Source organism: Alkalispirochaeta americana (genome assembly GCF_900156105.1).
Classification (GTDB): Bacteria; Spirochaetota; Spirochaetia; order DSM-27196; family Alkalispirochaetaceae; genus Alkalispirochaeta; species Alkalispirochaeta americana.
In genome coordinates, this window is sequence record NZ_FTMS01000008.1 from 103827 (window position 1) to 123486 (window position 19660).

Annotated in this window: 21 protein-coding genes and 1 riboswitch; of the genes, 15 read left to right on the forward strand and 6 right to left on the reverse strand. The window is 59.1% G+C overall.

Annotation, left to right across the window (positions count from 1 at the left end):
* Positions 1-142: 142 nt before the first annotated feature.
* The 7 genes from BW950_RS07425 (at position 143) to BW950_RS07455 (ending at position 4352) form a co-directional block, all read left to right on the forward strand.
* Complete coding sequence (locus tag BW950_RS07425; RefSeq protein ID WP_076488656.1) at positions 143-559, forward strand: ArsR/SmtB family transcription factor; 417 nt, start codon at positions 143-145, stop codon at positions 557-559.
* Positions 556-960, forward strand: a complete 405-nt coding sequence (gene arsD, locus BW950_RS07430; RefSeq protein ID WP_076488657.1) for an arsenite efflux transporter metallochaperone ArsD — start codon at positions 556-558, stop codon at positions 958-960. Before BW950_RS07425 ends, arsD begins: the two co-directional genes overlap by 4 nt.
* Positions 957-2948 carry a TRC40/GET3/ArsA family transport-energizing ATPase gene (locus tag BW950_RS07435; RefSeq protein WP_076488658.1) on the forward strand — a complete coding sequence of 664 codons (1992 nt, stop codon included), beginning with the start codon at positions 957-959 and terminating at the stop codon, positions 2946-2948. The genes arsD and BW950_RS07435 overlap by 4 nt, the downstream gene beginning before the upstream one ends.
* A gap of 3 nt (positions 2949-2951) precedes the next feature.
* Positions 2952-3179 (forward strand): FmdB family zinc ribbon protein, encoded by a 228-nt coding sequence (locus tag BW950_RS07440; RefSeq protein WP_076488659.1) that lies wholly within the window; start codon positions 2952-2954, stop codon positions 3177-3179.
* Between the two features lie 17 nt (positions 3180-3196).
* The gene (locus BW950_RS07445; RefSeq protein WP_143559165.1) at positions 3197-3490 is read left to right on the forward strand and encodes a hypothetical protein; all 294 of its coding nucleotides are present in this window, start codon (positions 3197-3199) and stop codon (positions 3488-3490) included.
* 70 nt (positions 3491-3560) lie between these two features.
* Positions 3561-3944: a YlbF/YmcA family competence regulator gene (locus BW950_RS07450; protein WP_159438754.1), complete on the forward strand. Its 384-nt coding sequence runs from the start codon at positions 3561-3563 to the stop codon at positions 3942-3944.
* Between the two features lie 42 nt (positions 3945-3986).
* The gene (locus BW950_RS07455) at positions 3987-4352 is read left to right on the forward strand and encodes a YlbF/YmcA family competence regulator (RefSeq protein WP_076488662.1); all 366 of its coding nucleotides are present in this window, start codon (positions 3987-3989) and stop codon (positions 4350-4352) included.
* Between the two features lie 70 nt (positions 4353-4422).
* On the opposite strand, the gene BW950_RS07460 is transcribed toward BW950_RS07455, so the two are convergent.
* The 4 genes from BW950_RS07460 to BW950_RS07475 form a co-directional block, all read right to left on the reverse strand.
* Positions 4423-4857, reverse strand: a complete 435-nt coding sequence (locus BW950_RS07460) for an arsenate reductase ArsC (protein WP_076488663.1) — start codon at positions 4855-4857, stop codon at positions 4423-4425.
* A gap of 186 nt (positions 4858-5043) precedes the next feature.
* The gene (locus BW950_RS07465) at positions 5044-5802 is read right to left on the reverse strand and encodes a hypothetical protein (RefSeq protein WP_143559166.1); all 759 of its coding nucleotides are present in this window, start codon (positions 5800-5802) and stop codon (positions 5044-5046) included.
* A gap of 198 nt (positions 5803-6000) precedes the next feature.
* Complete coding sequence (locus BW950_RS07470; protein ID WP_076488665.1) at positions 6001-6576, reverse strand: hypothetical protein; 576 nt, start codon at positions 6574-6576, stop codon at positions 6001-6003.
* A gap of 128 nt (positions 6577-6704) precedes the next feature.
* Positions 6705-7478, reverse strand: coding sequence for a LuxR family transcriptional regulator (locus BW950_RS07475; protein ID WP_083943830.1), 774 nt, complete (start codon positions 7476-7478; stop codon positions 6705-6707).
* Between the two features lie 159 nt (positions 7479-7637).
* On the opposite strand from BW950_RS07475, the gene BW950_RS07480 reads away from it, so the two are divergent.
* Positions 7638-8870 (forward strand): MFS transporter, encoded by a 1233-nt coding sequence (locus tag BW950_RS07480; RefSeq protein WP_076488667.1) that lies wholly within the window; start codon positions 7638-7640, stop codon positions 8868-8870.
* Between the two features lie 160 nt (positions 8871-9030).
* On the opposite strand, the gene mntA is transcribed toward BW950_RS07480, so the two are convergent.
* Positions 9031-9420, reverse strand: a complete 390-nt coding sequence (mntA, locus tag BW950_RS07485) for a type VII toxin-antitoxin system MntA family adenylyltransferase antitoxin (RefSeq protein ID WP_083943831.1) — start codon at positions 9418-9420, stop codon at positions 9031-9033.
* Positions 9421-9652: 232 nt separating this feature from the next.
* Here mntA and BW950_RS07490 point away from each other — a divergent pair, with 232 nt between their 5' ends.
* Together BW950_RS07490 and BW950_RS15465 are read left to right on the forward strand one after the other, a co-directional pair.
* Positions 9653-10264 carry a TM7S3/TM198-like domain-containing protein gene (locus tag BW950_RS07490; RefSeq protein WP_076488668.1) on the forward strand — a complete coding sequence of 204 codons (612 nt, stop codon included), beginning with the start codon at positions 9653-9655 and terminating at the stop codon, positions 10262-10264.
* An 81-nt stretch (positions 10265-10345) separates the two neighbouring features.
* Positions 10346-10502, forward strand: a riboswitch (cobalamin riboswitch).
* Positions 10503-10699: 197 nt separating this feature from the next.
* Positions 10700-12721, forward strand: coding sequence for a TonB-dependent receptor (locus BW950_RS15465; protein ID WP_076488669.1), 2022 nt, complete (start codon positions 10700-10702; stop codon positions 12719-12721).
* A 205-nt stretch (positions 12722-12926) separates the two neighbouring features.
* Here BW950_RS15465 and BW950_RS15350 read toward each other — a convergent pair whose 3' ends face one another.
* The gene (locus tag BW950_RS15350; RefSeq protein WP_234969053.1) at positions 12927-13091 is read right to left on the reverse strand and encodes a hypothetical protein; all 165 of its coding nucleotides are present in this window, start codon (positions 13089-13091) and stop codon (positions 12927-12929) included.
* 56 nt (positions 13092-13147) lie between these two features.
* On the opposite strand from BW950_RS15350, the gene BW950_RS15470 reads away from it, so the two are divergent.
* The 5 genes from BW950_RS15470 to BW950_RS07525 all read left to right on the forward strand — a co-directional run bounded on the left by BW950_RS15470 (position 13148) and on the right by BW950_RS07525 (position 19608).
* Positions 13148-13558: an energy transducer TonB gene (locus tag BW950_RS15470; protein ID WP_076488671.1), complete on the forward strand. Its 411-nt coding sequence runs from the start codon at positions 13148-13150 to the stop codon at positions 13556-13558.
* A gap of 147 nt (positions 13559-13705) precedes the next feature.
* Positions 13706-14833, forward strand: a complete 1128-nt coding sequence (locus BW950_RS07510) for an efflux RND transporter periplasmic adaptor subunit (protein WP_076488672.1) — start codon at positions 13706-13708, stop codon at positions 14831-14833.
* Complete coding sequence (locus tag BW950_RS07515; RefSeq protein WP_076488673.1) at positions 14830-17898, forward strand: efflux RND transporter permease subunit; 3069 nt, start codon at positions 14830-14832, stop codon at positions 17896-17898. The genes BW950_RS07510 and BW950_RS07515 overlap by 4 nt, the downstream gene beginning before the upstream one ends.
* 107 nt (positions 17899-18005) lie before the next feature.
* Positions 18006-18848: an amino acid ABC transporter permease gene (locus BW950_RS07520; protein WP_076488719.1), complete on the forward strand. Its 843-nt coding sequence runs from the start codon at positions 18006-18008 to the stop codon at positions 18846-18848.
* Entirely contained in the window at positions 18832-19608 is a 777-nt protein-coding gene (locus tag BW950_RS07525) for an amino acid ABC transporter ATP-binding protein (protein WP_094336491.1), read from the forward strand. The genes BW950_RS07520 and BW950_RS07525 overlap by 17 nt, the downstream gene beginning before the upstream one ends.
* Positions 19609-19660 lie beyond the last annotated feature (52 nt).

A 19660-nucleotide genomic window follows, 5' to 3' on the forward strand; every position in this document is an offset into this window, starting at 1 on the left:
AGATACCAGCTAAAACCCCGCAAACCCTGCAATTCCTTGACCACTCCCTTGACACGGCCAGCTCTCATGCCTACATTACATGCATGAAAGCGCATTTATGCATACGGTGTACAAACCACCCGCAAAGGAGACGAACCATCCAATGAACACCCTGGGCGGACTTTTCAAAACCCTGGCAGATGAAACCCGGCTGAGGCTGATATACCTCTTTCTGCGCAGTAGCGATTCTCTTTGCGTATGCGAACTGGTAGATGCCCTGGGCCTTCCACAGTACCAGGTTTCCCGCCACCTGAGCGCACTCAAGGCAGCCGGTTTGGTACAGGCCACCAAACAGGGAACCTGGGCGTATCACTACCTTGAAGAAGGCTCGCCCCTGATTCAGGCACTGTGGACATTCCTGCGGGAAGCGCCCTTGAGCGCCGACTCACAGGAGCAAATTCAGCAGGATTACCAGGCCCTGACACACCGCCTTGCCCTGAGAAGCAACGGATGTTGTGTGGTGGGCCTCAACCCGAACCCTCTCAAAGACCCGACACCAAAAGGAGATACATTCATATGAGCGATACCGTAACCATAGAGATCTTTGACCCGCCCATGTGCTGCCCCGGGGGCTTGTGTGGTCCTGCGATCGATCCGGCACTTCTGGATATGAACGAAACGATTCTGACGCTGAAAAACGACCACGGCATCGTGATTCAGCGGTACCTGTTGCAGCAACAGGGCCAAAAGTTCATGGAGAACCCGGCCGTTCTGGAGCTCCTTCAGAAGCATAACACCGATATCCTGCCCGTCACCGTTGTGAACGGCAAGGTAGTCAAGACAAAGGCCTTTCCAACCTGCCATGAGCTGCTTGCCTGGAGCGGAGGAGAAACGCCGGAACCAAAGGGCGCCGGAGCCGTAGCCGTAGCCGTAGCCGAAACCGATGCCGAAAGCACAACAAGCAAGGATGAATCACTATGACGAAAAACGATACACACTATATCTTCTTCTCCGGTAAAGGCGGCGTGGGAAAGACCACCATGGCCTGTGCCACCGCCGTCCATAATGCCCAGGAAGGCAATCGGACCCTGATCGTAACAACCGATCCCGCGTCAAACCTCTCGGACGTCTTTGAAACCGAGATCGGTCACAATATCCGCCCCCTGGGAAAATCCCGGGGAATCGACAACCTCTGGGGTATGGAGATCGATCCGGATCGTGCCACCGAGGAGTACCGTGAACGCATTCTCGCACCAATGCGCGCGGTGATGCCGGAAAACGTGATGAAGGTGATGGAGGAGCAGTTTAACTCCCCCTGCACCACGGAGATCGCCTCCTTTGACCGTTTTGTGGACTTCATGTCTGGCGACGACGCATCCCGGGCAGCTCCAGGGGAAGATGGATCCCCTGGCGGCAGCGCTGGCGCAGCCTGGGACGTAGTAATCTTTGACACCGCTCCTACGGGCCACACCCTGCGTCTCCTGGAGTTGCCCGTGGACTGGAGCAAACATATCGAGGAAAGCGCCAGGGGGAGCGGGAACACCTGCATCGGCCCGGTGGCCTCAATCCAGGAAAACAAGGCCAAGTACGACGAGGCCACCCGCCTGCTGGGTGACCCCACCCGTACAGAGTTCACCTTTGTGTTGCAGCCGGAAGAAACGTCAATTTATGAGACCCGTCGATCCTCCAGCGAGCTTGCTGAAATCGGGGTCGCGAATACCCGGTTGATCGTCAACGGGATACTCCCGGAGGCTGTCTGCGAGCACCCCTTCTTCCGCAGCCGCTATGAGATGCAGCAACGCCATCTCCAACAGATTCGCAGCGAGTTTTCCGTCCCTCTGACCTTTATGTATCAGCGCGATGGTGAGATCAAGGGCCTTGCCGGTTTGCGCCACGTGGCCAGAGATCTCTTTGCCGGCCAGGACCACAGGCCGGACTATCTGCTCCAGGCCGACACTACGGAGAATTCTCCGGAATCCCTCACCGACTCGCCCTCCTACGAGGAGCAGGATTCGCGCTCCTTGCTGGACACAATCAGCCCGGTCCGGGGAAAAACCAAGGCTCTGTTCTTTACCGGAAAGGGCGGCGTTGGCAAGACAACCGTCTCCTGCGCCACAGCCTTTGCCTTGGGACGCGCGGGATTCAAGACGTTGCTGCTCACCACAGACCCGGCATCGCACATTGGCCAGGTGCTGGAACAACCAATTGGCGACACGATTACTCCGGTGCAGGGAGCGGAAAACCTCGATGCCGTGATGATCGACCAGGAAGCTGCTGTGGCTGAGTACAAGGAGCGGATCCTCGCCGACGCCCGGAGGAAGTACTCCGAGGATATGCTGATAGCGGTCAAGGAGGAGCTTGAGTCGCCCTGCACCGAAGAGATGGCAGCCTTTGACAAGTTCATGTGGTACGTGGAGCGCGAGGAATACGACCTGGTAGTCTTCGACACCGCTCCCACGGGACATACCCTGCGATTGCTGGAGTTACCCTTTGACTACGCTGACCAGGTCGGGATGATGGTCACTACCACAGGAGAAGGGAATACCGCCAAAAGCGAGACCCAGGCCCGATTCGACAGGATCATCGCACAGATGAAGGACCCGGACCGCAGCGCCTTTGGTTTTGTGGTCTACCCGGAATCAACTCCCGTGATTGAGGCATACCGGGCGATGGTGGATCTGAGGGCTGCCGGGATCGAGACGCAGTTTGTCGTGGCCAACCAGGTACTTCAGAAGGAATACTGCACCAACGATTTCTTCCGAAAGCGCCGGACGATGCAGGAAAAATACCTGGGCAAGATCAACCAGCGTTTTCAGTTGCCCGTGACAATTATGCCGCTCTTTGAGACGGAAATCACCGGCCTGGCCATGGTGGAACGCGCCGCCGACTCGCTCCTGGCAGGATCACTCCAGTCCGGCACGGCAGGGGACGGGACGCGGGTAAAGACAAAAACGGTAGCAGGAGGCTGACCGGTGACCTACGAGTACCAATGCGAAAAGTGCGGGAACACCTTCGATGTCACCGCCTCCATCGCCGAGAAGGCGGCCGGCCTGGAGCCGGCCTGCCCGGAGTGCGGATCAAAACAGACGTCGCAACTCTTTGGCGGAGTGGGAATACTCTCGGGCGCAGGCACCTCCAGCCCCGGCGGAAGTTTCGGCGGTGGCCTCTGTGGCCCCGGCAGGGGCTCCGGGTGCTGCTGAATCAAGGGAGCACAGCGATGAATGCTGAACAGGTGGTGCGGATCTTTGTGCCACCTACCGGCGAGTGCGCCGGAGACAACACCTGGGAGAAGGCAGCCCGGGGGATCGAGGAACGGCTACGAAGACGAACCGGCATCAAGGTCCGATTCGAAACGATCTACCTCTTTAGCCCGGAATTCTTTGCCCACCCCGAGGTGGCCCAACTGATTCAATCAGGACAGAAGCCACCGATCATCATGGTCAATAACCGGATAATTCAGGCCGGCGGAAAGCTCCGGGAACGAACCATACGGGAAGCACTGGAAGGCTGAAATGCACGATCCCGGCAATAACGGATACGGATACGGCCGGATACGGACCAAAAACAACCAGGAGCACGAGATGACGACAGACACGACAATAAATCAGGATATAGCAACAGCAGCGCAGGCCTTTGCCGCCGGATTGTCGGAAACACCGGAATACAGGGAATACGAAGCGGCCTCCGAGGCGTATCAGCAGGATGCGGAAGCCCGGGATCTATTGCGAACATTTCAAATGGCGCAAGAGCAGACTCAACGCACGACCGCCTGGGGCGGAACCGCCGACGATGCCCAAACCCTGGAAGATCTCCGGAGCCAGGTAACCTCCAACGCGGTACTCTCGCGTTTTTTCGCCTCCCAGGAGAATCTGGTGCACCTCCTGAAGGAAACCAATACATATATGACAGAACGATTGGGCTTTGATTTTGCAACCCTCACCAAACCTGCCGGCGGATGTTGCTGACCCTCAGGTCCAGCACTGCCACACCAACGAAAGGACCCTGCCATGACCAACGCACTAAAGCAAGCTACCGACACGTTCATCGCGGCGCTTGAAAAGGCTCCACCGGTACATACCTTCCAGGAAGCCAACCGCCTCTTTGAAAGCAGCGAGGAACTTCAGGGTTTGCGCGAACAGTACAGCGCCCTGGCGCACGAACTTCAGCAGAAACAGATGGAGGGCACTCTGACACAGGAGAACATCACCGAACTGCGCGCGATCCAGAACCAGGTAAACACCCACAAGATCACCGCAAACCTGCTGAGCACCCGGAACGAAGCTGTGACAACACTGGGTCTGGCAAACCGGACGATCAGCGAGATCGTAGGGTTTGATTATGCCGCCACTGCAGCACCGGCAAGGACGTGCTGAGAGGCTGCGAGGAAAGCGGATTCTGCCGGGCAACCGGCGGGATCGCCGCCCGCCAGGCAGCCTCCCCGCCTCAACCCAGGACCCGTTCCACGAAGTCCTTGCTCTTCGCCCGAATCTGGTCCCGGATCGGCCGCACGAAGGCAAGCTTCTCTTCCATGGTTCCGGTCGCCTTCGACGGATCCGGAAAGGGCCAGTGGAGCCGCTCCTTTTCAGCCGGAAAGATCGGACAACGCTCAGCCGCTTCCTTGTCGCACACGGCTATCACATAGTCAAAACGCTCCCCGGCTGTATGCAGATCGAAGACGCTGCGGGTACTCTTGCCGGTTATATCGATCCCGTCTTCTTTCAGCAGCTCCACCACCACCGGGTTCAGCGTCCCCGGTTCGATTCCGGCACTCACGACCTCAAGAGAATCTCCGGCGGCTTGACGGATGAACTCTTCTGTCATTTGGCTTCGGGCGCTGTTATGTATGCAGATCGCCAACACTCGTGGTTTTAAACTCATATTCCGTCCTTATCGTCAGGTTTTAGATCCATCCTCAGGCCACAGATCGCAGACTACATCAACAGTAGCATCCTTAAGTTATAGCCATGTTAGCGATCTTTCAAACTATTTCGGGCATAACCATACCATACAACTCATATATGGCACCACCGAGACATTCTGAACCCCACACGGTTCCCGTGGCGCCTAGCGGGATCTGGTAAAGGAGTACCCCAGGGATATGGTAAAAACCGTCACATCCTTTTCGTGTTGCACAATGGAACTGAGCGAAAGATTAAGCGGCCTGTAGAGAAGATCAAATCCAAAAATAACCGACCCGTACCCGTCGATAGATCCGGAGTCCCCGTCGGGACTGTCGTCACCGGAATACTCAGTGATATATCCACCGAAGGAATAGCGATACACGCCAAAGGGACTCAGTATGAAATCAGAGAGTAGAATGTTTGCCTGGACACCACCTCCCGGCACAAGAAGATAGTTGAGCATCTGCATGGTCATATCGGAATCGTCCATATCCAGAACAAAAAACGTGGCGTGCCCTCCCAGGACCCCAAAAACCAGCAGATCCAGATTATCCTGGTGGTAGGGACGCAGGATCGGTGTAAAATCGTAGAGCAGAGGAAGCCCGGTGAGATCTGCACCGGGAAGGTCTCCCCGGAGGATACCCCCTGTGAAGGTTTGCTGAAAGGAGAGATCCGACGAGGGCGATTCCTGTTTGGAATAGCTCCCCAAAAGGCCATCGAAGCTCCAATCTTCGTCGGTGCTGATGTTTATATAGGTTCCACGCAAAGAGTGGGTGGTCTGGCCCTGGTCAAAGACGGGATAGCCCACGGGTGGTGGTGCAATGGTGAACTGAAACTCCGTATCCGCCGTGGCCCCGGCCAGAGTTGAAAAGAAAAAGAATACCAGGAAAAGATTTGCAGGCTTCCACCACCTTTTATACATATCTGCGTTATACATATCTGCGCACATAAACATCCCCCTGCTCAATTCTACGATAGAACACCCGCGGAATGCAAAAACACCAGCAGGCACGCCTGCGGGGCGGCCCAAAATAAAACAGGCCGGTTCCGCTGAACCGGCCCGCCTTGAGGTGATCACCTGACCACCTGTCAGGATCAGAGTTCAGGTGTCACGGTGATATCACTCGAAACTTTCGTACACAATCTGGCGAATCTCCTGGGCAGCGTTGTAGGCGTAGTTTTCCACCAACTTCTGCTGGGAATCGTTCACCGTAACGGTGAAGGAAGGCGCATCGTAGCGGACCTCCCGGGTCTTTGCCGTGACCAGGTTATCGTCCCGATCGTAGGTTCGAACACGGAAAGTTGCCGAGATGCTGCGAATCACATCGTTATCAGAGACCTGAATCACCGGGTTGGCAATCCGCACCTCGGTCTTGAACATGTAGTCAGCACCGGTACGGCGATCCTGAACGTTGAAAATACCGTCGGAAACAACATCTTCGATGAGCTGGTCCCGAATGCTTTGGGACAGACCCGAGGCGTAATTGTAACGCCAAATGCCGCTGGCCACCTCAAAGTCAATGTATATGGTCTGGCCTTCCCACTCGGGCTTTGCCGTGGGAACGTACTCAACCCGCTCTATCTCCGTGGGCTGGAACATCTCCGAGAGAGTTTCGCAGCTGCTCAGAACCAAAGCCCCCGCAAGAAAAATCAAGGCAACCAGTAAACGCCCCCGCACTCCCTTTCTTGTACTCATACGCGCCTCCTCATGACCCGGGCTCCTCCCGGGTGTTTGACAGTAGTATCTCCCGGAAATGCTACTGCCACTGAGACCGCGCCACAATTGGCCGATCGGCCAATAAAGGCAACATCGGCGCACAACAACTAGAAGGGGTTCACCACCCCCAGATGGACCGCCCGGGCTACGCTCTCCACCACGGAAGCGGTTCCCAATTTTTTAAAAATGTTCTCACAATGGCGCTTGATACAGGATTCGCTCACCGTCAGAAGATCTGCCACCTCGTTCTTTGACTTTCCCCAGGAGAGCCACAGAAGCACCTCCCGCTCGCGCGCCGTGAGAAGCGGGAGATCACGCGGTGAACGCTCGCGTTCCCTGCCCTGGGTTTCTTCACCGTCGCTACGGGCGGATTCCTCCAGAAGTGAGTAGGCTGTCTGAAAATGAACAGCTCCAGTCTTGAGGATCGCCAGGGCAGCCCTATCGGTCCTCATGTCCCCCGCGGAAGAAGCCAGGCCAAAGCCAATAATTATTCCACGGGGTCGATAGATCGAGAAACCAGCTCCGCCAACGATGGAAAACTCCCGGGCCTCTTCCATGACCAACTGTGACCGCTTTGCAGGAAACCGCTGGGCAGCCTCCTTCCAGGTGAAGGGCCGGTCATCGATCCGGGCCATGGCACAGACAGGATCGTGGTCATAGTGCTCTGCCGCTACGTATCGGTCCAGCCAGTCCGAGGGATAATTACTGATGTTTTGGAGGGCCGTCTCCCGCATCTGGTGCGGTTCGCGGCAGGAAACATCACCGATCATGAACTGATCAAAGCCAAAGCTCTTGATGAACCCCGCAAAACGCCCCAGCAGCTCTCCCGGAGACGCCGCCAGGAGGCAATCCTCCACAAAGGAAGGGACTGCGCCTAGCACGGACTCACCGGCAATACTATTTTCTCTTTCATTGAATCTAAATTATAGGATCCTCCAGAAAAACCTGCAACAAAGGAGCTGTCAAAAAACGTCCAGGGCAGCCCCCGGTCAGAGCCGCTTGTGGTGATGATCTTCTTCAGATAAACTGACCGCTCCGTTATGTTCAAATACTATCTCTTTCTCCGGGCGTATCCCGCCCACGTGGGGTTTGGCTTTGCCCTTACCTTTTTTTCGAGTCTGGGCCAGACTTTTCTCATTTCCCTCTACGTGCCCCATATCCTGGCCGATCTGGGCATCTCCAACAGTGCCTTCGGCGGCATGTACGCCATCGCAACTATCGGATCGGCACTCCTGCTGATTCAGTTCGGAGGACTCATAGACCGCCGGCCCCTGCCAGGGTATGTCCTCAAGACCATCGCCATTCTGGGAGCCGCCTCAATTCTTTTGGGACTCACCCGCCATGCCCTGATCCTGCCCTTTGCACTTCTGGGACTCCGTTTCGGCGGCCAGGGGCTCATGAGTCACATCAGCCAGACCACTCTGGGCCGGTTCTTCCAGGAAGACCGGGGAAAAGCCCTGAGCCTGGCCTCGTTGGGGTTTCCCGCTGGAGAGATGGTGTTCCCCCTGGTGGTGGCCCTGCTGATTCCCCTGGTGGGATGGCGCGTAAGCCTGGCGGTGAACGCTGCGGTGCTTCTGGGCGTACTGGTCCCCGCACTCTATCTCTTCCCGCTTGATGATTTCGATCAGGCCAAAGGAGAAACCGCCTCAACCTCTCTCCTTGGCATCTCCCGGCGGGAAATCCTGAAGGATCCGAACTTCAGGCGCATTGCCCCTTCGGCCATCTTTCTGAGCTTCTCCAATACAGCAGTCTTCTTTTACCAGCTGGTCCTTGCCGAAAGCAGAGGCTGGCCAGTAGCCTGGTACAGCGCTGTCTTTGCCGGCTACGCTGCGGCACGCTTCGCCTTCGGGCTCCTGGGAGGGATTCTGGTGGATCGCTTCTCGGCCCGCAGGCTCTACGCAGTTCACTTTCTGCCCATGATTCTGGGGCTCCTGGTCCTGGCTGTTTCGCCGGACCGGTGGGTTGCCGTGGTCTTTCTGTGCTGCGCCGGCATCTCTCTGGGACTCCACAGCCCGATAAAGGCCGCTGTCATGGCCGAGGTTCACGGAACGGCAAACCTGGGAGCCATCCGCAGCGTCTATACCTCCTTTCTGGTGGGAGGAACAGCGCTGGGGCCCATGGTCTTCGGGCTTCTTCTGGATCAGGGGATTCCCTTTGGCGCCATCCTCACGGGAACGGCCCTGACCCTGGGGCTGACGGTGCTGCCTTCGGTTGCCCTGGCCTTTCCCGCCTGGGAGAGAGGCCCCCTTTGTTCAGCCAGAACCGGGCGCTGATCCCGGCGGGAGATTTTTCCTCTCATCCTTGCAGGACGGGAAAAGCTCAAGACCCTCACGGAAGTGCGGCAGGGGTCATCAATCAGAGATATCCACCCGCATACGCTTGAGAGCCCGTTCAATAATTGCGGCTTTGTTGATGAGAACGTTGTCGGGGGCCTCAGATGGTGTAGGCATTCAGAATCTCCTGTCGTCCCTCGTTGAACTCCAGGTACAAGCCCAAGAGATTTGCGGCATATAACGCCGCCGCTCCGGGGTCTCTCGAGTAGAGCTGGATGCCGGTGTGCAACACCTCGTTAGCATAGACAAGGTTTCTGGATGACAGCATTCCAAGATCGACCTGGCGCCCAAGACGGTAAGATAATGCTGCGGCAATCTGAGCCCTATCCAGCTCGGAGATGTGTATACCTGGCTGCGTCATTATTGCTATGTCGATATCACTGTCGGCCCGCAAGCGCCCCGAGGCCGCGCTACCCAAAAGATAAATTGCGAGGATGCGTTGATCTGTAGCAAGTTCGGCAGTAACGGCATCCCGAATCTTCTGGTGCATTGCTTGTGTATTGTGAGAGTCCCTGTGTGAGTCCCGTGCCCGCAGCATACGTGCAGAGTAATGGATCGCCGGTTCAATGTCGACATGGCGCGTTGACCGCTTGAATGCGGGCACTTTATGCGGCCCCCTTTGTTCAGCCAGAACCGGGCGCTGATCCCGGCGGGAGATTTTTCCTCTCATCCTTGCAGGACGGGAAAAGCTGACCTAGACTGGTACCCCTGAGGAGGAGCCCATGAATGTGTCACAGGAAATGATGAGCGCCCTGGTGGGGGCAAGTATCCTGATTGGGGCGGTGCAGTGTTTTCTGGGATACCGGATCTTCAAAGTTGTCCTGGCCGTTACGGGGTTTCTTGCAGGAGGGCTGGTAGCCGGATCCATCACCTTCGCCATAACCGAGGTAGAAACGACAGCCCTCCTGGCCGGTGCGGTGGGTGGTGTTGCCGGAGCAGCGGTCATGCTGGGGCTCTATGTCTTGGGGGTCTTTTTTATCGGGGCCCTTCTGGGAGCCGTCCTGGGGGTTTCCTTCTCTGCCCTGGGAGGGTTTGCACCGGAACCGGTGGTTCTCCTTGTCCTGGCTGCTGCCACAGGGATCGCTGCCGTGGTATTGCAGCGGATCATGATCATTCTCTCCACCAGTTTTGCCGGTTCCTGGAGCGTTGTCATTGGCACGGCCTATTTTGTCACGGGTCGGGTAAATCCTGCTGATATGGGTGCGCTCCTCCGGATCGACCAGGGTCTGCTCTATGTGCTTTTGGGATGCTGGGTGGCCCTGGGTGTTGCCGGGGTGGTGGTGCAGCTGAAGACAACCACCGCCCGTTCCCGCCAGCGAACCTGGCGGTCCTGAGTTTCGGGAACAAGAGCCGCGCGAATCGAAAATCCAGGTTGAATTGACGGCCCGCTCCGCCCGTGGTATCGTCAGACAAGATCCGTATACGCGATACGAGGTCAGGGAACCCGGTGAGAATCCGGGACAGTCCCCGCTACTGTGTTCGGTGAGAACGTTGGCACAGGCCACCGCAAGGGAAGGCGCCAACCGACAAAGACCCGTAAGTCAGGAGACCTGCCCAATCGCGAAACACCGTACGGCCTCGGAGGAAGGCGTGACGCGACAACTCTACACAGACCCTCATGATTGGTGTGTACCCTCGCCCTGTGCCGGAGGGGAGGTACGCAGGTAGCATTAGCCATGATACTGCCACTACAGAAACCACGGAGAGGGACCCGTCCACAACGGGAACAAACACCACACAGCAAAAAACGAAAAGGAACGAACAAAGCCATGAAACGATATCTCGTGGGATTGGTGCTCCTGGCAGCGCCAGGGGTACTTCTCTACGCGCAAAATCAGGAGAAGGACCGGGAGGAAAAGCAGAAACCTGCCACCCTTGAGGTGGTTGTCACAGCAGACCGGATACTCACCGAAATAGTCTCTACCGCCGCAAACGTCACCGTTGTAACGGAAGAGGAGATCCGCAGCTCCGGCGCAACAAACCTGCCGGAACTGCTGGACCGCCAGGCGGGGGTCTCCTTCCGGAGCTACTCCAATGCCCCCCAGGCCACAGTAGACATGAGAGGCTTTGGCGAGGGGTCTGGCATGCGTGTTCTGGTTCTGGTGGACGGACGCCGCCAGAATAACCCCGATATGTCGGGAATTAACTGGCTGGGGATTCCCCTGGATTCCATAGAACGGGTCGAAATACTCCGCGGAGGCGCCAGCGCGCTCTACGGCAACCACGCCCTGGGCGGCGTGATCAACATTATCACCAGAACTCCCTCGCCAGAGGTCCCCCTGGAACTGACGGGGTCTCTCGCACTGGGAAGCAACATGGAAAACCAGGAACGGCTGAACCTCTCCCTGGCCCGGGAGCGGTCCCGTTTGCGCGCCTCGGTCGAGCATTTTTCCACCGATGGCCACCGGGACCGTTCGGCCTACCGGGCTCTCAACTTCTCCATGGGTGCTCTTTTTGATCTCTCCGATACCCTGGAAGTGGGCTTAAGCGGTCGCTACAGCAATATCTTTTACGAGATGCCGGGAGGGCTCACCAGAGCACAGTACAAGGATGACCCAAGCGATGCCACCAACACTGATGACGAAGCCAACGAACATCACTTTGGCCTGGACCTGGATCTGGTCTGGTACCCCACCCCGCTTGCCCGGGCCGAGATCGCTCTGGGCTACGCGGCAAAGCTGGTAGAGACCGATATGGAAAGTTTCTGGCCCCCTAACGAGTACACCGACAGGGATCTTCATACCTTCACGGCCTCACCGGCCCTCATTCTGGACTGGGATCTGGGAGCGGTGCCCCTGCGGACCCGCCTGGGGCTGGACTGGTCCTGGGCCCGCCAGGAGATCACCGCCTGGGAGACCTCAAGCCGCAACACAAAGAATTACCGGGCCGATCTCTCCCAGTGGACCCTGGGAACAGTGGCCTCCACCACGGCCTACGTGACGGAGCAACTCGATCTGGGGGGAACCCTGCGCTACGACCGCAGCACCATCGGGGCCGAAAAGGACGACGAGGGAATCGATAGCGACACCACCCATCAGGCCCTGGTCTTTGCCCTGAACGCAGTCTACCGTCCCCTGGAATACGCCAAGGTTTTTGTCTCGGGGGGAACGCTCTTCCGCTATCCGGCCCTGGACGAACAGGCCTCGGTGCAAGGCTTTGGTGACCAGTTCATGAGCAATCTGGACCCGGAGCAGGGATTCACTCTGGAAGCCGGAGGGGGGCTCTATCTGGGGGCGCTCCTGCGGCTGAACGCGAGCCTCTACTGGATGGAGATGGAAGACGAGATCGCCTGGTTTACTATTGATCCTGTTACGTGGGAAGGCGAAAACAGAAACCTCGACAAGACCCGCCGGCTCGGGGGAGACCTGCAGATACAGAGCGAACCCCTGGAACAACTCCGCATCTCCGCAGGCTACAGCTACATTATGGCCACCTTTGCTGGGGGAGACAACAAGGACAAGGAGGTTCCTCTGGTTCCCAACCACAGCCTGGACGCCCAACTGGCGGTGCGGCTCCTCCCCGAGCTGGGCCTGGAGTTCGGTCCGGCCCTCACCTTCCGCAGCAGGTCCTACCAGGGAGGGGATGATGCCAACAGCGAGGACCGGGTTGATGAGTACCTCCTGACAGATGTCTTTCTGCGGCTGCGGCCCCGGGGACTCCCGGGAGATCTGGCGGTGAGCGCCGAGGTGAAAAACATCTTCGACGAGACCTACGCGCCCTTCGTGAACTGGGACGCTTACTACCCCGCCCCGGGGCGGACCTTCCGCCTTGCTGCGTCCTACCGGTACTGACGGGCAGACCGGCAGGGAAAGAAGAAACGAGGAGAGCGAGAAGCGATGCAGACCCCGAAACGACCGGGTTCTCCCCAGAGCCGTCGCCTCACGGCGGCTTTGGGACTCTCTCTGGCTCTCCATTTTCTCGTTTTCGCCGGGGCGCCCCTGATCCCCGGCGTTTCTGTTCCCCCCTCCGACCCGGCCTCTCCCACAACGGTAACAGTCAGCTTCCGTGACGTTCCTCAAGCGATATCCGAACCAGGCCAATCCTCCGAATCACCACAGCCACGGTCTGATCCTGAGGTGCAACCTTCCGAGGAATCTCTCCCTGCAAAACCGCAGCCGCCACAGCAAGAGGAGGAGACACCTCAAACAGAGCATCAATCATCCTTAGCCCTGCCGGAAACCATCCCGGAACCATCACCACCTCCGCAACCTTCCGATTTGATTCCGGAAAGCCGGAACGCCACCGCCCGGGACTTCAGGGACTCCCCGAGCACACCGTCCCCAGCCGGGTCAGCTCCCCTTTCAGTCAAGCCTTCGCATGAAAGAGGGCCTGCTACCCTGCGCGTCCACGAACCCCGCCCGGTCGAGCCAATTGTTCCCTCCTATCCCCTGGCAGACCGGCGTCGCGGAATTGAAGGAGAAGTCATCATTCGGGTGGTAATCTCTACCCGGGGAATCCCCCTGCAGGCAGAAATTGTCCAACCCGGTCCAAGCCGGAGCCTTACCCGAGCTGCCCTGAAGGCAGTTGAGTCAGCGCACTTTCACCCGGGAACCATCGATGATACGCCCTCGGAGATGGATCTCCAGGTACGCATCGTCTTCACCCTCTCGAATGTTCCCGGAACCTGACGTTTCCTGACTCAAGCTCCCGCCACATGACCCATCTCCCGGCAAAACGCTCCCCGATCAGCACTATTCCTCGACCTTTTTCGGCCTCGATGAGTATACTTGAGGGCACAGGATAAAAAACGCGGAGCATCATCAGGGAGGTCGATCATGCCGACACACCACCATCCCCTTCGCCCCCTCCTCCTGACCCTGGCCCTCTATCTGGGCCTGGCCATGGCAACCCTCTCCCTGGCATCCTGCCGGCCCGGCCCCCCGCGAGGCTCCGCCCCAGATCCGGAGCAACCCCCGGAACAGGAACCCCGGCCCGTGCTGGTCGTGGCCGTGGAAGAGGCCCCCCTGGTCCGAACCATACGGGGCTCCGGCATGGTCTCGGGAATCAGGGAAGCCTCGGTGGTAACCGAAACAGAAGGCCCCCTGCAGCGGGTCTTCTTTGACCTGGGAGACCAGGTGCGCCAGGGCCAGATCCTTCTCTCCTTTGACAGCGAGCGCGAGACAGCCGAGGTCCTCCAGGCCCGGGCAGATCTGGACCTGGCCAGAATTGAACTGGCTGCTGCAGAATCGCTCCAGGATCGGGGCACCGTCTCCCGGGCCGAGGCAGCCCGCCGCCGGGCCGCCCTGAGCGGAGCCGAGGCACGCCTCACAGCAGCAGAAAAGCGGTACAACGATCGCCAGGTCCGGGCCCCCATCTCGGGCAGGATCGCCGCCAGGCCCATAGATCTGGAAGAGGGAACCTACCTGGGCCGGGGTGTTCAGGCGGCACGCATCGTCGATACCAGCCGGCTACGCACCGAGATTGGTCTGGGAGAACGGGAAATCGCCCACGTCCGGGTAGGCTCCGAGGCCCAGGTCCGTGTCCCGGCCTGCTCCGATCTGTGGAGAGACGCCCGGGTCTCTGCCGTGGGGGCCGCTGCGGACCCCCGAACAGGATCCTTTCCCCTTCGTGTGGAGTGGGAGAACCCCTGTCCCCTGCGCACCCGGGCGGGAATGTCTGTCCAGGTACGTCTGGTTCCCCAGGCAGCACCCGATCACCTGGTGGTCCCCACGGAGGCAATCATCCGCAGGGGAGACGCCACATTCCTCTTTCTCCTGAAAGATAACAGTCTGGACCGGGAAGACCGGGCGGTATTGCAGGAAGTAGAGGTGGTGGCCACCCTTGCCAACCGAGCCGCCCTGGCCGGAGCGATAGCCCCGGGCGATCTGGTGGTGGTGAGCGCCCTCTCGGCTCTTCGGCATGATGACCGGGTTATCGCGGCGCTCCAGGAGGGTACCCCGTGAGCATCGCCGGACGATCAGTGTCGAACCCGGTCCTTGTGAACATTCTCACCGTGGTCATCCTTGTTCTGGGACTTTTCAGCTATCAGCGACTCCCCCGGGAGCAGTTTGCCGAGGTCCCCTTCTATTTCATTACCATCGGCGTCCCCTACCCCGGCGTGGCAGCCGAAGACGTGGAACGGTCCGTCACAATCCCCCTGGAAGACGAGATGGCAAACCTGGACAGGCTGGACCGCATCCGATCCCGGACACGGGAGGGCTTCAGCTCGGTGACCCTGGAGTTTGACCAGGCCGTGTCTCGCCGGGAGTTTGACCGGCTCTTTCAGGAAGTTCAGAACCGTTTCAACCGGGTCTCCCTGCCCGCAGGGGTCCAGCAGGAGACGATTCAGGAGTTCTCCTCCAACGATTTCCTGCCCGTTATTGAGCTGGTCCTCTCGGGAGAAGCGCCCTACGGAGAACTGGTTGAGACGGCAGAGGCCTTCCGGGACCGTCTGAGAAGCATCCGTGGCGTCTCCCGGATCGAACTGGTGGGAGTCAGGGACCGGGAGATCACGGTTCGCCTGGATCAGGACCTTCTTGAGGCGTATCAGGTCTCGCTCTTTGAGGTGGTACAGGCCCTGCAACAACGGAACGCCACCGTACCGGGCGGAGTTCTCACCACGGGAGATCGGGAATACCTCTTGCGCACCGTGGGGGCAGTTCGTTCTGTCCGGGAACTGGAGGATACCGTGGTGCGCGGTCCTGAGGGAACGGGAAGCCACAGCCTTCAGCTTTCCAGCCTGGGAAGGGTGAGCGAGGAATACCGCCGGGAAGGGACCATGGCCCGGTTCAACGGAAAACCCGCCGTAAGCCTGCGGGTAACCAAACTGCCCCGGGCAAGCTCCATCGGGATTATCGACGCGATCCACCGGAGGGTTGCATCTCTGGAAGACGCTCTGCCCGCTGATATCACCCTGGACTATTTCAGCGACCAGTCCGTGCCGATCAACAACAGCCTGGACACGCTTCTCTCCAACGCGCTTCTGGGGCTTGTTCTGGTGGTCCTGGTGCTCTACGCCTTCCTGGGGCTGCGCAACGCCCTCATGACCGCCCTGGGCATCCCCCTCACCCTGGCCATGACCTTCCTGGTCCTGGATTCTCTGGGCGAGACCCTGAACAGCAACACCCTCTTCGGGCTGGTCCTGGTCCTGGGGCTGATTGTTGACCACGCTATCGTCAATGTGGAAAACAGTTACCGCCTCCAGCAACAGGGCCTCTCCCGGCGCGATGCCGCCGTGGCGGGGACGAATCAGGTGATTCTGCCCGTTCTTGCGGCCACGGCCACCACGGTAGCTGCCTTTTTGCCTCTGGCCTTTCTGCCAGGAGTGGTGGGGCGATTTTTGCGAGTTGTCCCCATTACCGTCTCCATCGCCCTGGTCGCCTCGGCGCTGGAAGCGTCGGTCATTCTCCCCTCGCACTACGCCGACTGGCCCGGCAGGGAGAAAGCTCCCCGCCGCAGACTCATTACGGCGCTGCAGGACCGGTTCGAGGTGCTCCTGCGCAGACTCTACCGCAGACGAGGCATCACCCTGACGGTGATCTTCCTGGCCATGGTAGCAGTCTTTTCCCAGGCGGGACGCGTTCCCCTGGATCTCTTTGCCTCGGAGGAGGTCTCTCTTTTTTATATCGAGATCGAGATGCCCCCGGGCAGCTCCCTGGAACGGACCTCCCGCACCACAGAGCTCTTCGAGAATCGGCTGCTTGACTCCTCCCGCACCGATGATATCCGGGCCGTGAGCTCTTCAGTCGGCTTCTCCGGCGGAGGACGCTCGGGAGAGCGCCGGAGCAACCTGGCCCAGATCTCGGTGGAGCTCCGCACTCCCCAGGCGGGAAGAACCGCCTCTCTTCAGACAGTCATGGAGGATCTGCAAGAGGAAACAGCCCATATCGCCGGCCCCGAAGTTGTGGTCTTCCGGGAGCAACCCAGCGGCCCGCCCCGGGACCCGCCCGTTTCGTTCCGGCTCTTCGGCGACGATCTCCAGGCTCTTCGCCAGGTAGCCGAGCAGTTTCGCCTCCACCTGGAACAATACCCCGAGCTCTATAACATCACCGACAACTTTGACCGGGGAACACCGGAGGTTCGCATCACCGTCGATCACCAGGCGGCAGCCCGCTACGGCTTGAGCATTCAGGCAACGGGAGATTTTCTCCGGGGCGTTCTGGAGGGCGTCCCGGCCGGCTCGGTCTTTCTGGGCAACCGCGAGACCGATCTCCGGGTTCGCTATAACCTGCCCGAAGATATCACCCTGGAAGAGGCCCTGCAGGTCCAGATAGCCGGCCCCCGGGAACGGATGATCCCCTTTTCCAGCGTTGCCTCAGCCCGGGTAGACCAGGGAATCTCCCTGATCCGCCGTGTTGACGGCACCAGGGAAGTAACGGTCACGGCCGAAGCGCGAACTACCGACCGCCTGGGAGAGATCAACCGTGATCTTGACCGGCTCTGGCAGGAGGAGATTTCTCCGGGCTTTCCCGGCCTTTCCCTGACCCTGGAGGGGCGTTTTGCCGAGATTCTTACTATCTTTCTGGATATCCTGCGGGTCTTTCTGGTGGGGATCTTTCTCATTTACGCAATCCTGGGCACACAGTTCCGCTCCTATACGCAACCCTTTCTGATTCTCTTCTCCGTACCCTTTGCGTTTGTGGGGGTGATCGTCTTTTTGCTTATCTCGGCTGTTCCTCTCTCTTCGACAGTGATCTATGCGGGAGCTGCCCTGGCAGGAATCGCCGTAAACGACAGCATCGTTCTCCTGAGTTTTATCAACGAGCGGCGCAGTCAAGGCGATTCCGTGGCCGATGCCGTGGCCGGAGCGGCCCGGACACGGTTTCGGGCAATTCTGCTGACATCGCTCACCACCATAGGGGGACTCCTGCCCACCGCCCTGGGGCTCTTTGGGGAGTCTCCCCTCTGGGGGCCCATGGCGGGAACGATCGTCTTCGGGCTCCTCTTCTCCACCGTGACGGCCCTGCTGGTGATGCCCTGTCTCTACGGATTTTTCTATGATCGTCGGGGCGGATCACGGCTTGCGTGACCGATCCCGGCCCGGATCTCTCCCGAAGCCGGATTTCTTTCGGTTTTCGGGAGTTTTATCGCTCTTTTTCTGGACCTTTTTCCATCCGATCCCTTATTTTTTCGGTAATGATTTTCTCTGATGCCCTGCTGTCCATTCCCGCTCCCCGCCGGCTCAGGCGGTGGCTCCGTTCCCCCTGGGCGGATCTGGCAGCATTCCTGGTGATCGCCACAGTTGTGGCTGCCCTTATGGCTCACAACACGGCGGCCCTGGGCTACCGCTGGCAATGGCACCGGGTGCCTCGCTATCTTTATACCGTGACAGACCGGGGGTGGCAGGCAGGCCCCTTGCTTCAGGGGCTGGCCGTTACCATGCGGCTCACGGCAGTATCGCTGGTGCTTTCTCTGGGTGTTGCCATGGTTACAGCCCTGTTCAGGCTTTCCTCGTCGGTTCTGGCCAGAGGCATCGCCCGGGTCTATCTGGAGGTAATCCGCAATACCCCCCTGATCGTGCAGCTCTTTTTCACCTATTTCGTGATCGCCCCCCTGATCGGGATGGACGGCTGGACCTCGGCAGTGATCGCCTTGAGCCTCTTTGAGGGCGCCTACGCGTCGGAGATCATCCGGGGGGGGATTGTGAGCCTGCCCCGGGGGCAGTGGGAGGCGGCCTACAGCACAGGACTCAGCCGGGGCGATGCCCTGCGCTTTATCATCCTGCCCCAGGCGTTCCGGCGTATCCTGCCGCCTCTGGTTGGGCAAGCGATCTCCCTGATCAAGGACAGCGCCCTGGTAAGCACCATTGCAATTTACGATCTCACCATGCGCGGCCAGGTGGTGGTGGCTCAAACTTTTCTGGCCTTCGAAATATGGTTTGTGGTAGCCGGAATATACCTGGTTATCACTATTTCACTCTCGGTAGCGGTATCGCTGCTGAAACACACCCTGGGAGATCCCCATGAGCAGCATAGCTGATACCTTTGAAACCGGCCCTCTCCCGCAGGAAGAGATCATCCAGGTTCAGGGGCTGACCAAAACTTTTCCAAACGGAGTGCGGGCCCTGGACGGGGTCAGCCTGAAGATACACCGCGGCGAAGTGGTTGTCCTGGTGGGGCCTTCGGGCTCGGGCAAGTCTACTTTCCTGCGCTGCCTCAACGGTCTGGAGAGCGCCGATTCCGGAACGATCGTGGTAGACGGGATTCCCCTGGACGATAACCCCCGAAATCGCCGGGCAATCCGCACCGAAGCGGGGATGGTCTTCCAGCAGTTCAACCTCTTTCCCCACATGACCGCTGGCAGGAACATCGACCTTGCCCAGATCAGGGTCCGGGGAACATCCCCTCGTGAGGCCCGACAAACCACCCTGGAACTACTGAAAAAAGTGGGGCTCGCCGACCGCGTCGAGGCCTACCCGAGCCAGCTTTCAGGAGGCCAGCAACAACGTGTAGCCATAGCCCGGGCACTGGCACTGCGTCCCCGGGTGATGCTCTTTGACGAAGCAACCAGCGCCCTGGACCCGGAGATGATCGGCGAGGTCCTGGACGTGATGCGAGATCTGGCCCGGGAGGGGATGACCATGGTGGTGGTTACCCACGAAATGGGCTTTGCCCGCGAGGTGGGGTCCCGGGCTGTCTTTATCGACGAGGGGCGTTTTGTTGAGATCGCTCCGGCACAGGACCTCTTTGACGCGCCCCGGGAGCCTCGGACCCGGGCTTTTCTGAGCAAAGTTTTATAACCGACCCTGAACACATCCCCGAAGGGACATGTTCAGGACAACGAGTTCAAGA

What these genes read in the sequence shown, in the direction of transcription:
- BW950_RS07460 (WP_076488663.1), bottom strand. Translation starts at nt 4,857, where the DNA reads ATGAGTTTAAAACCACGAGTGTTGGCGATCTGCATACATAACAGCGCC.
- BW950_RS07445 (WP_143559165.1), top strand. Translation starts at nt 3,197, where the DNA reads ATGAATGCTGAACAGGTGGTGCGGATCTTTGTGCCACCTACCGGCGAG.
- BW950_RS07525 (WP_094336491.1), top strand. Translation starts at nt 18,832, where the DNA reads ATGAGCAGCATAGCTGATACCTTTGAAACCGGCCCTCTCCCGCAGGAA.
- BW950_RS07435 (WP_076488658.1), top strand. Translation starts at nt 957, where the DNA reads ATGACGAAAAACGATACACACTATATCTTCTTCTCCGGTAAAGGCGGC.
- arsD (WP_076488657.1), top strand. Translation starts at nt 556, where the DNA reads ATGAGCGATACCGTAACCATAGAGATCTTTGACCCGCCCATGTGCTGC.
- BW950_RS07480 (WP_076488667.1), top strand. Translation starts at nt 7,638, where the DNA reads ATGTTCAAATACTATCTCTTTCTCCGGGCGTATCCCGCCCACGTGGGG.
- BW950_RS07465 (WP_143559166.1), bottom strand. Translation starts at nt 5,802, where the DNA reads ATGTATAAAAGGTGGTGGAAGCCTGCAAATCTTTTCCTGGTATTCTTT.
- BW950_RS15465 (WP_076488669.1), top strand. Translation starts at nt 10,700, where the DNA reads ATGAAACGATATCTCGTGGGATTGGTGCTCCTGGCAGCGCCAGGGGTA.
- BW950_RS07425 (WP_076488656.1), top strand. Translation starts at nt 143, where the DNA reads ATGAACACCCTGGGCGGACTTTTCAAAACCCTGGCAGATGAAACCCGG.
- mntA (WP_083943831.1), bottom strand. Translation starts at nt 9,420, where the DNA reads ATGCACCAGAAGATTCGGGATGCCGTTACTGCCGAACTTGCTACAGAT.
- BW950_RS07520 (WP_076488719.1), top strand. Translation starts at nt 18,006, where the DNA reads ATGATTTTCTCTGATGCCCTGCTGTCCATTCCCGCTCCCCGCCGGCTC.
- BW950_RS07510 (WP_076488672.1), top strand. Translation starts at nt 13,706, where the DNA reads ATGCCGACACACCACCATCCCCTTCGCCCCCTCCTCCTGACCCTGGCC.
- BW950_RS07450 (WP_159438754.1), top strand. Translation starts at nt 3,561, where the DNA reads ATGACGACAGACACGACAATAAATCAGGATATAGCAACAGCAGCGCAG.
- BW950_RS07470 (WP_076488665.1), bottom strand. Translation starts at nt 6,576, where the DNA reads ATGAGTACAAGAAAGGGAGTGCGGGGGCGTTTACTGGTTGCCTTGATT.
- BW950_RS07455 (WP_076488662.1), top strand. Translation starts at nt 3,987, where the DNA reads ATGACCAACGCACTAAAGCAAGCTACCGACACGTTCATCGCGGCGCTT.
- BW950_RS15350 (WP_234969053.1), bottom strand. Translation starts at nt 13,091, where the DNA reads ATGATTGATGCTCTGTTTGAGGTGTCTCCTCCTCTTGCTGTGGCGGCT.
- BW950_RS07490 (WP_076488668.1), top strand. Translation starts at nt 9,653, where the DNA reads ATGAATGTGTCACAGGAAATGATGAGCGCCCTGGTGGGGGCAAGTATC.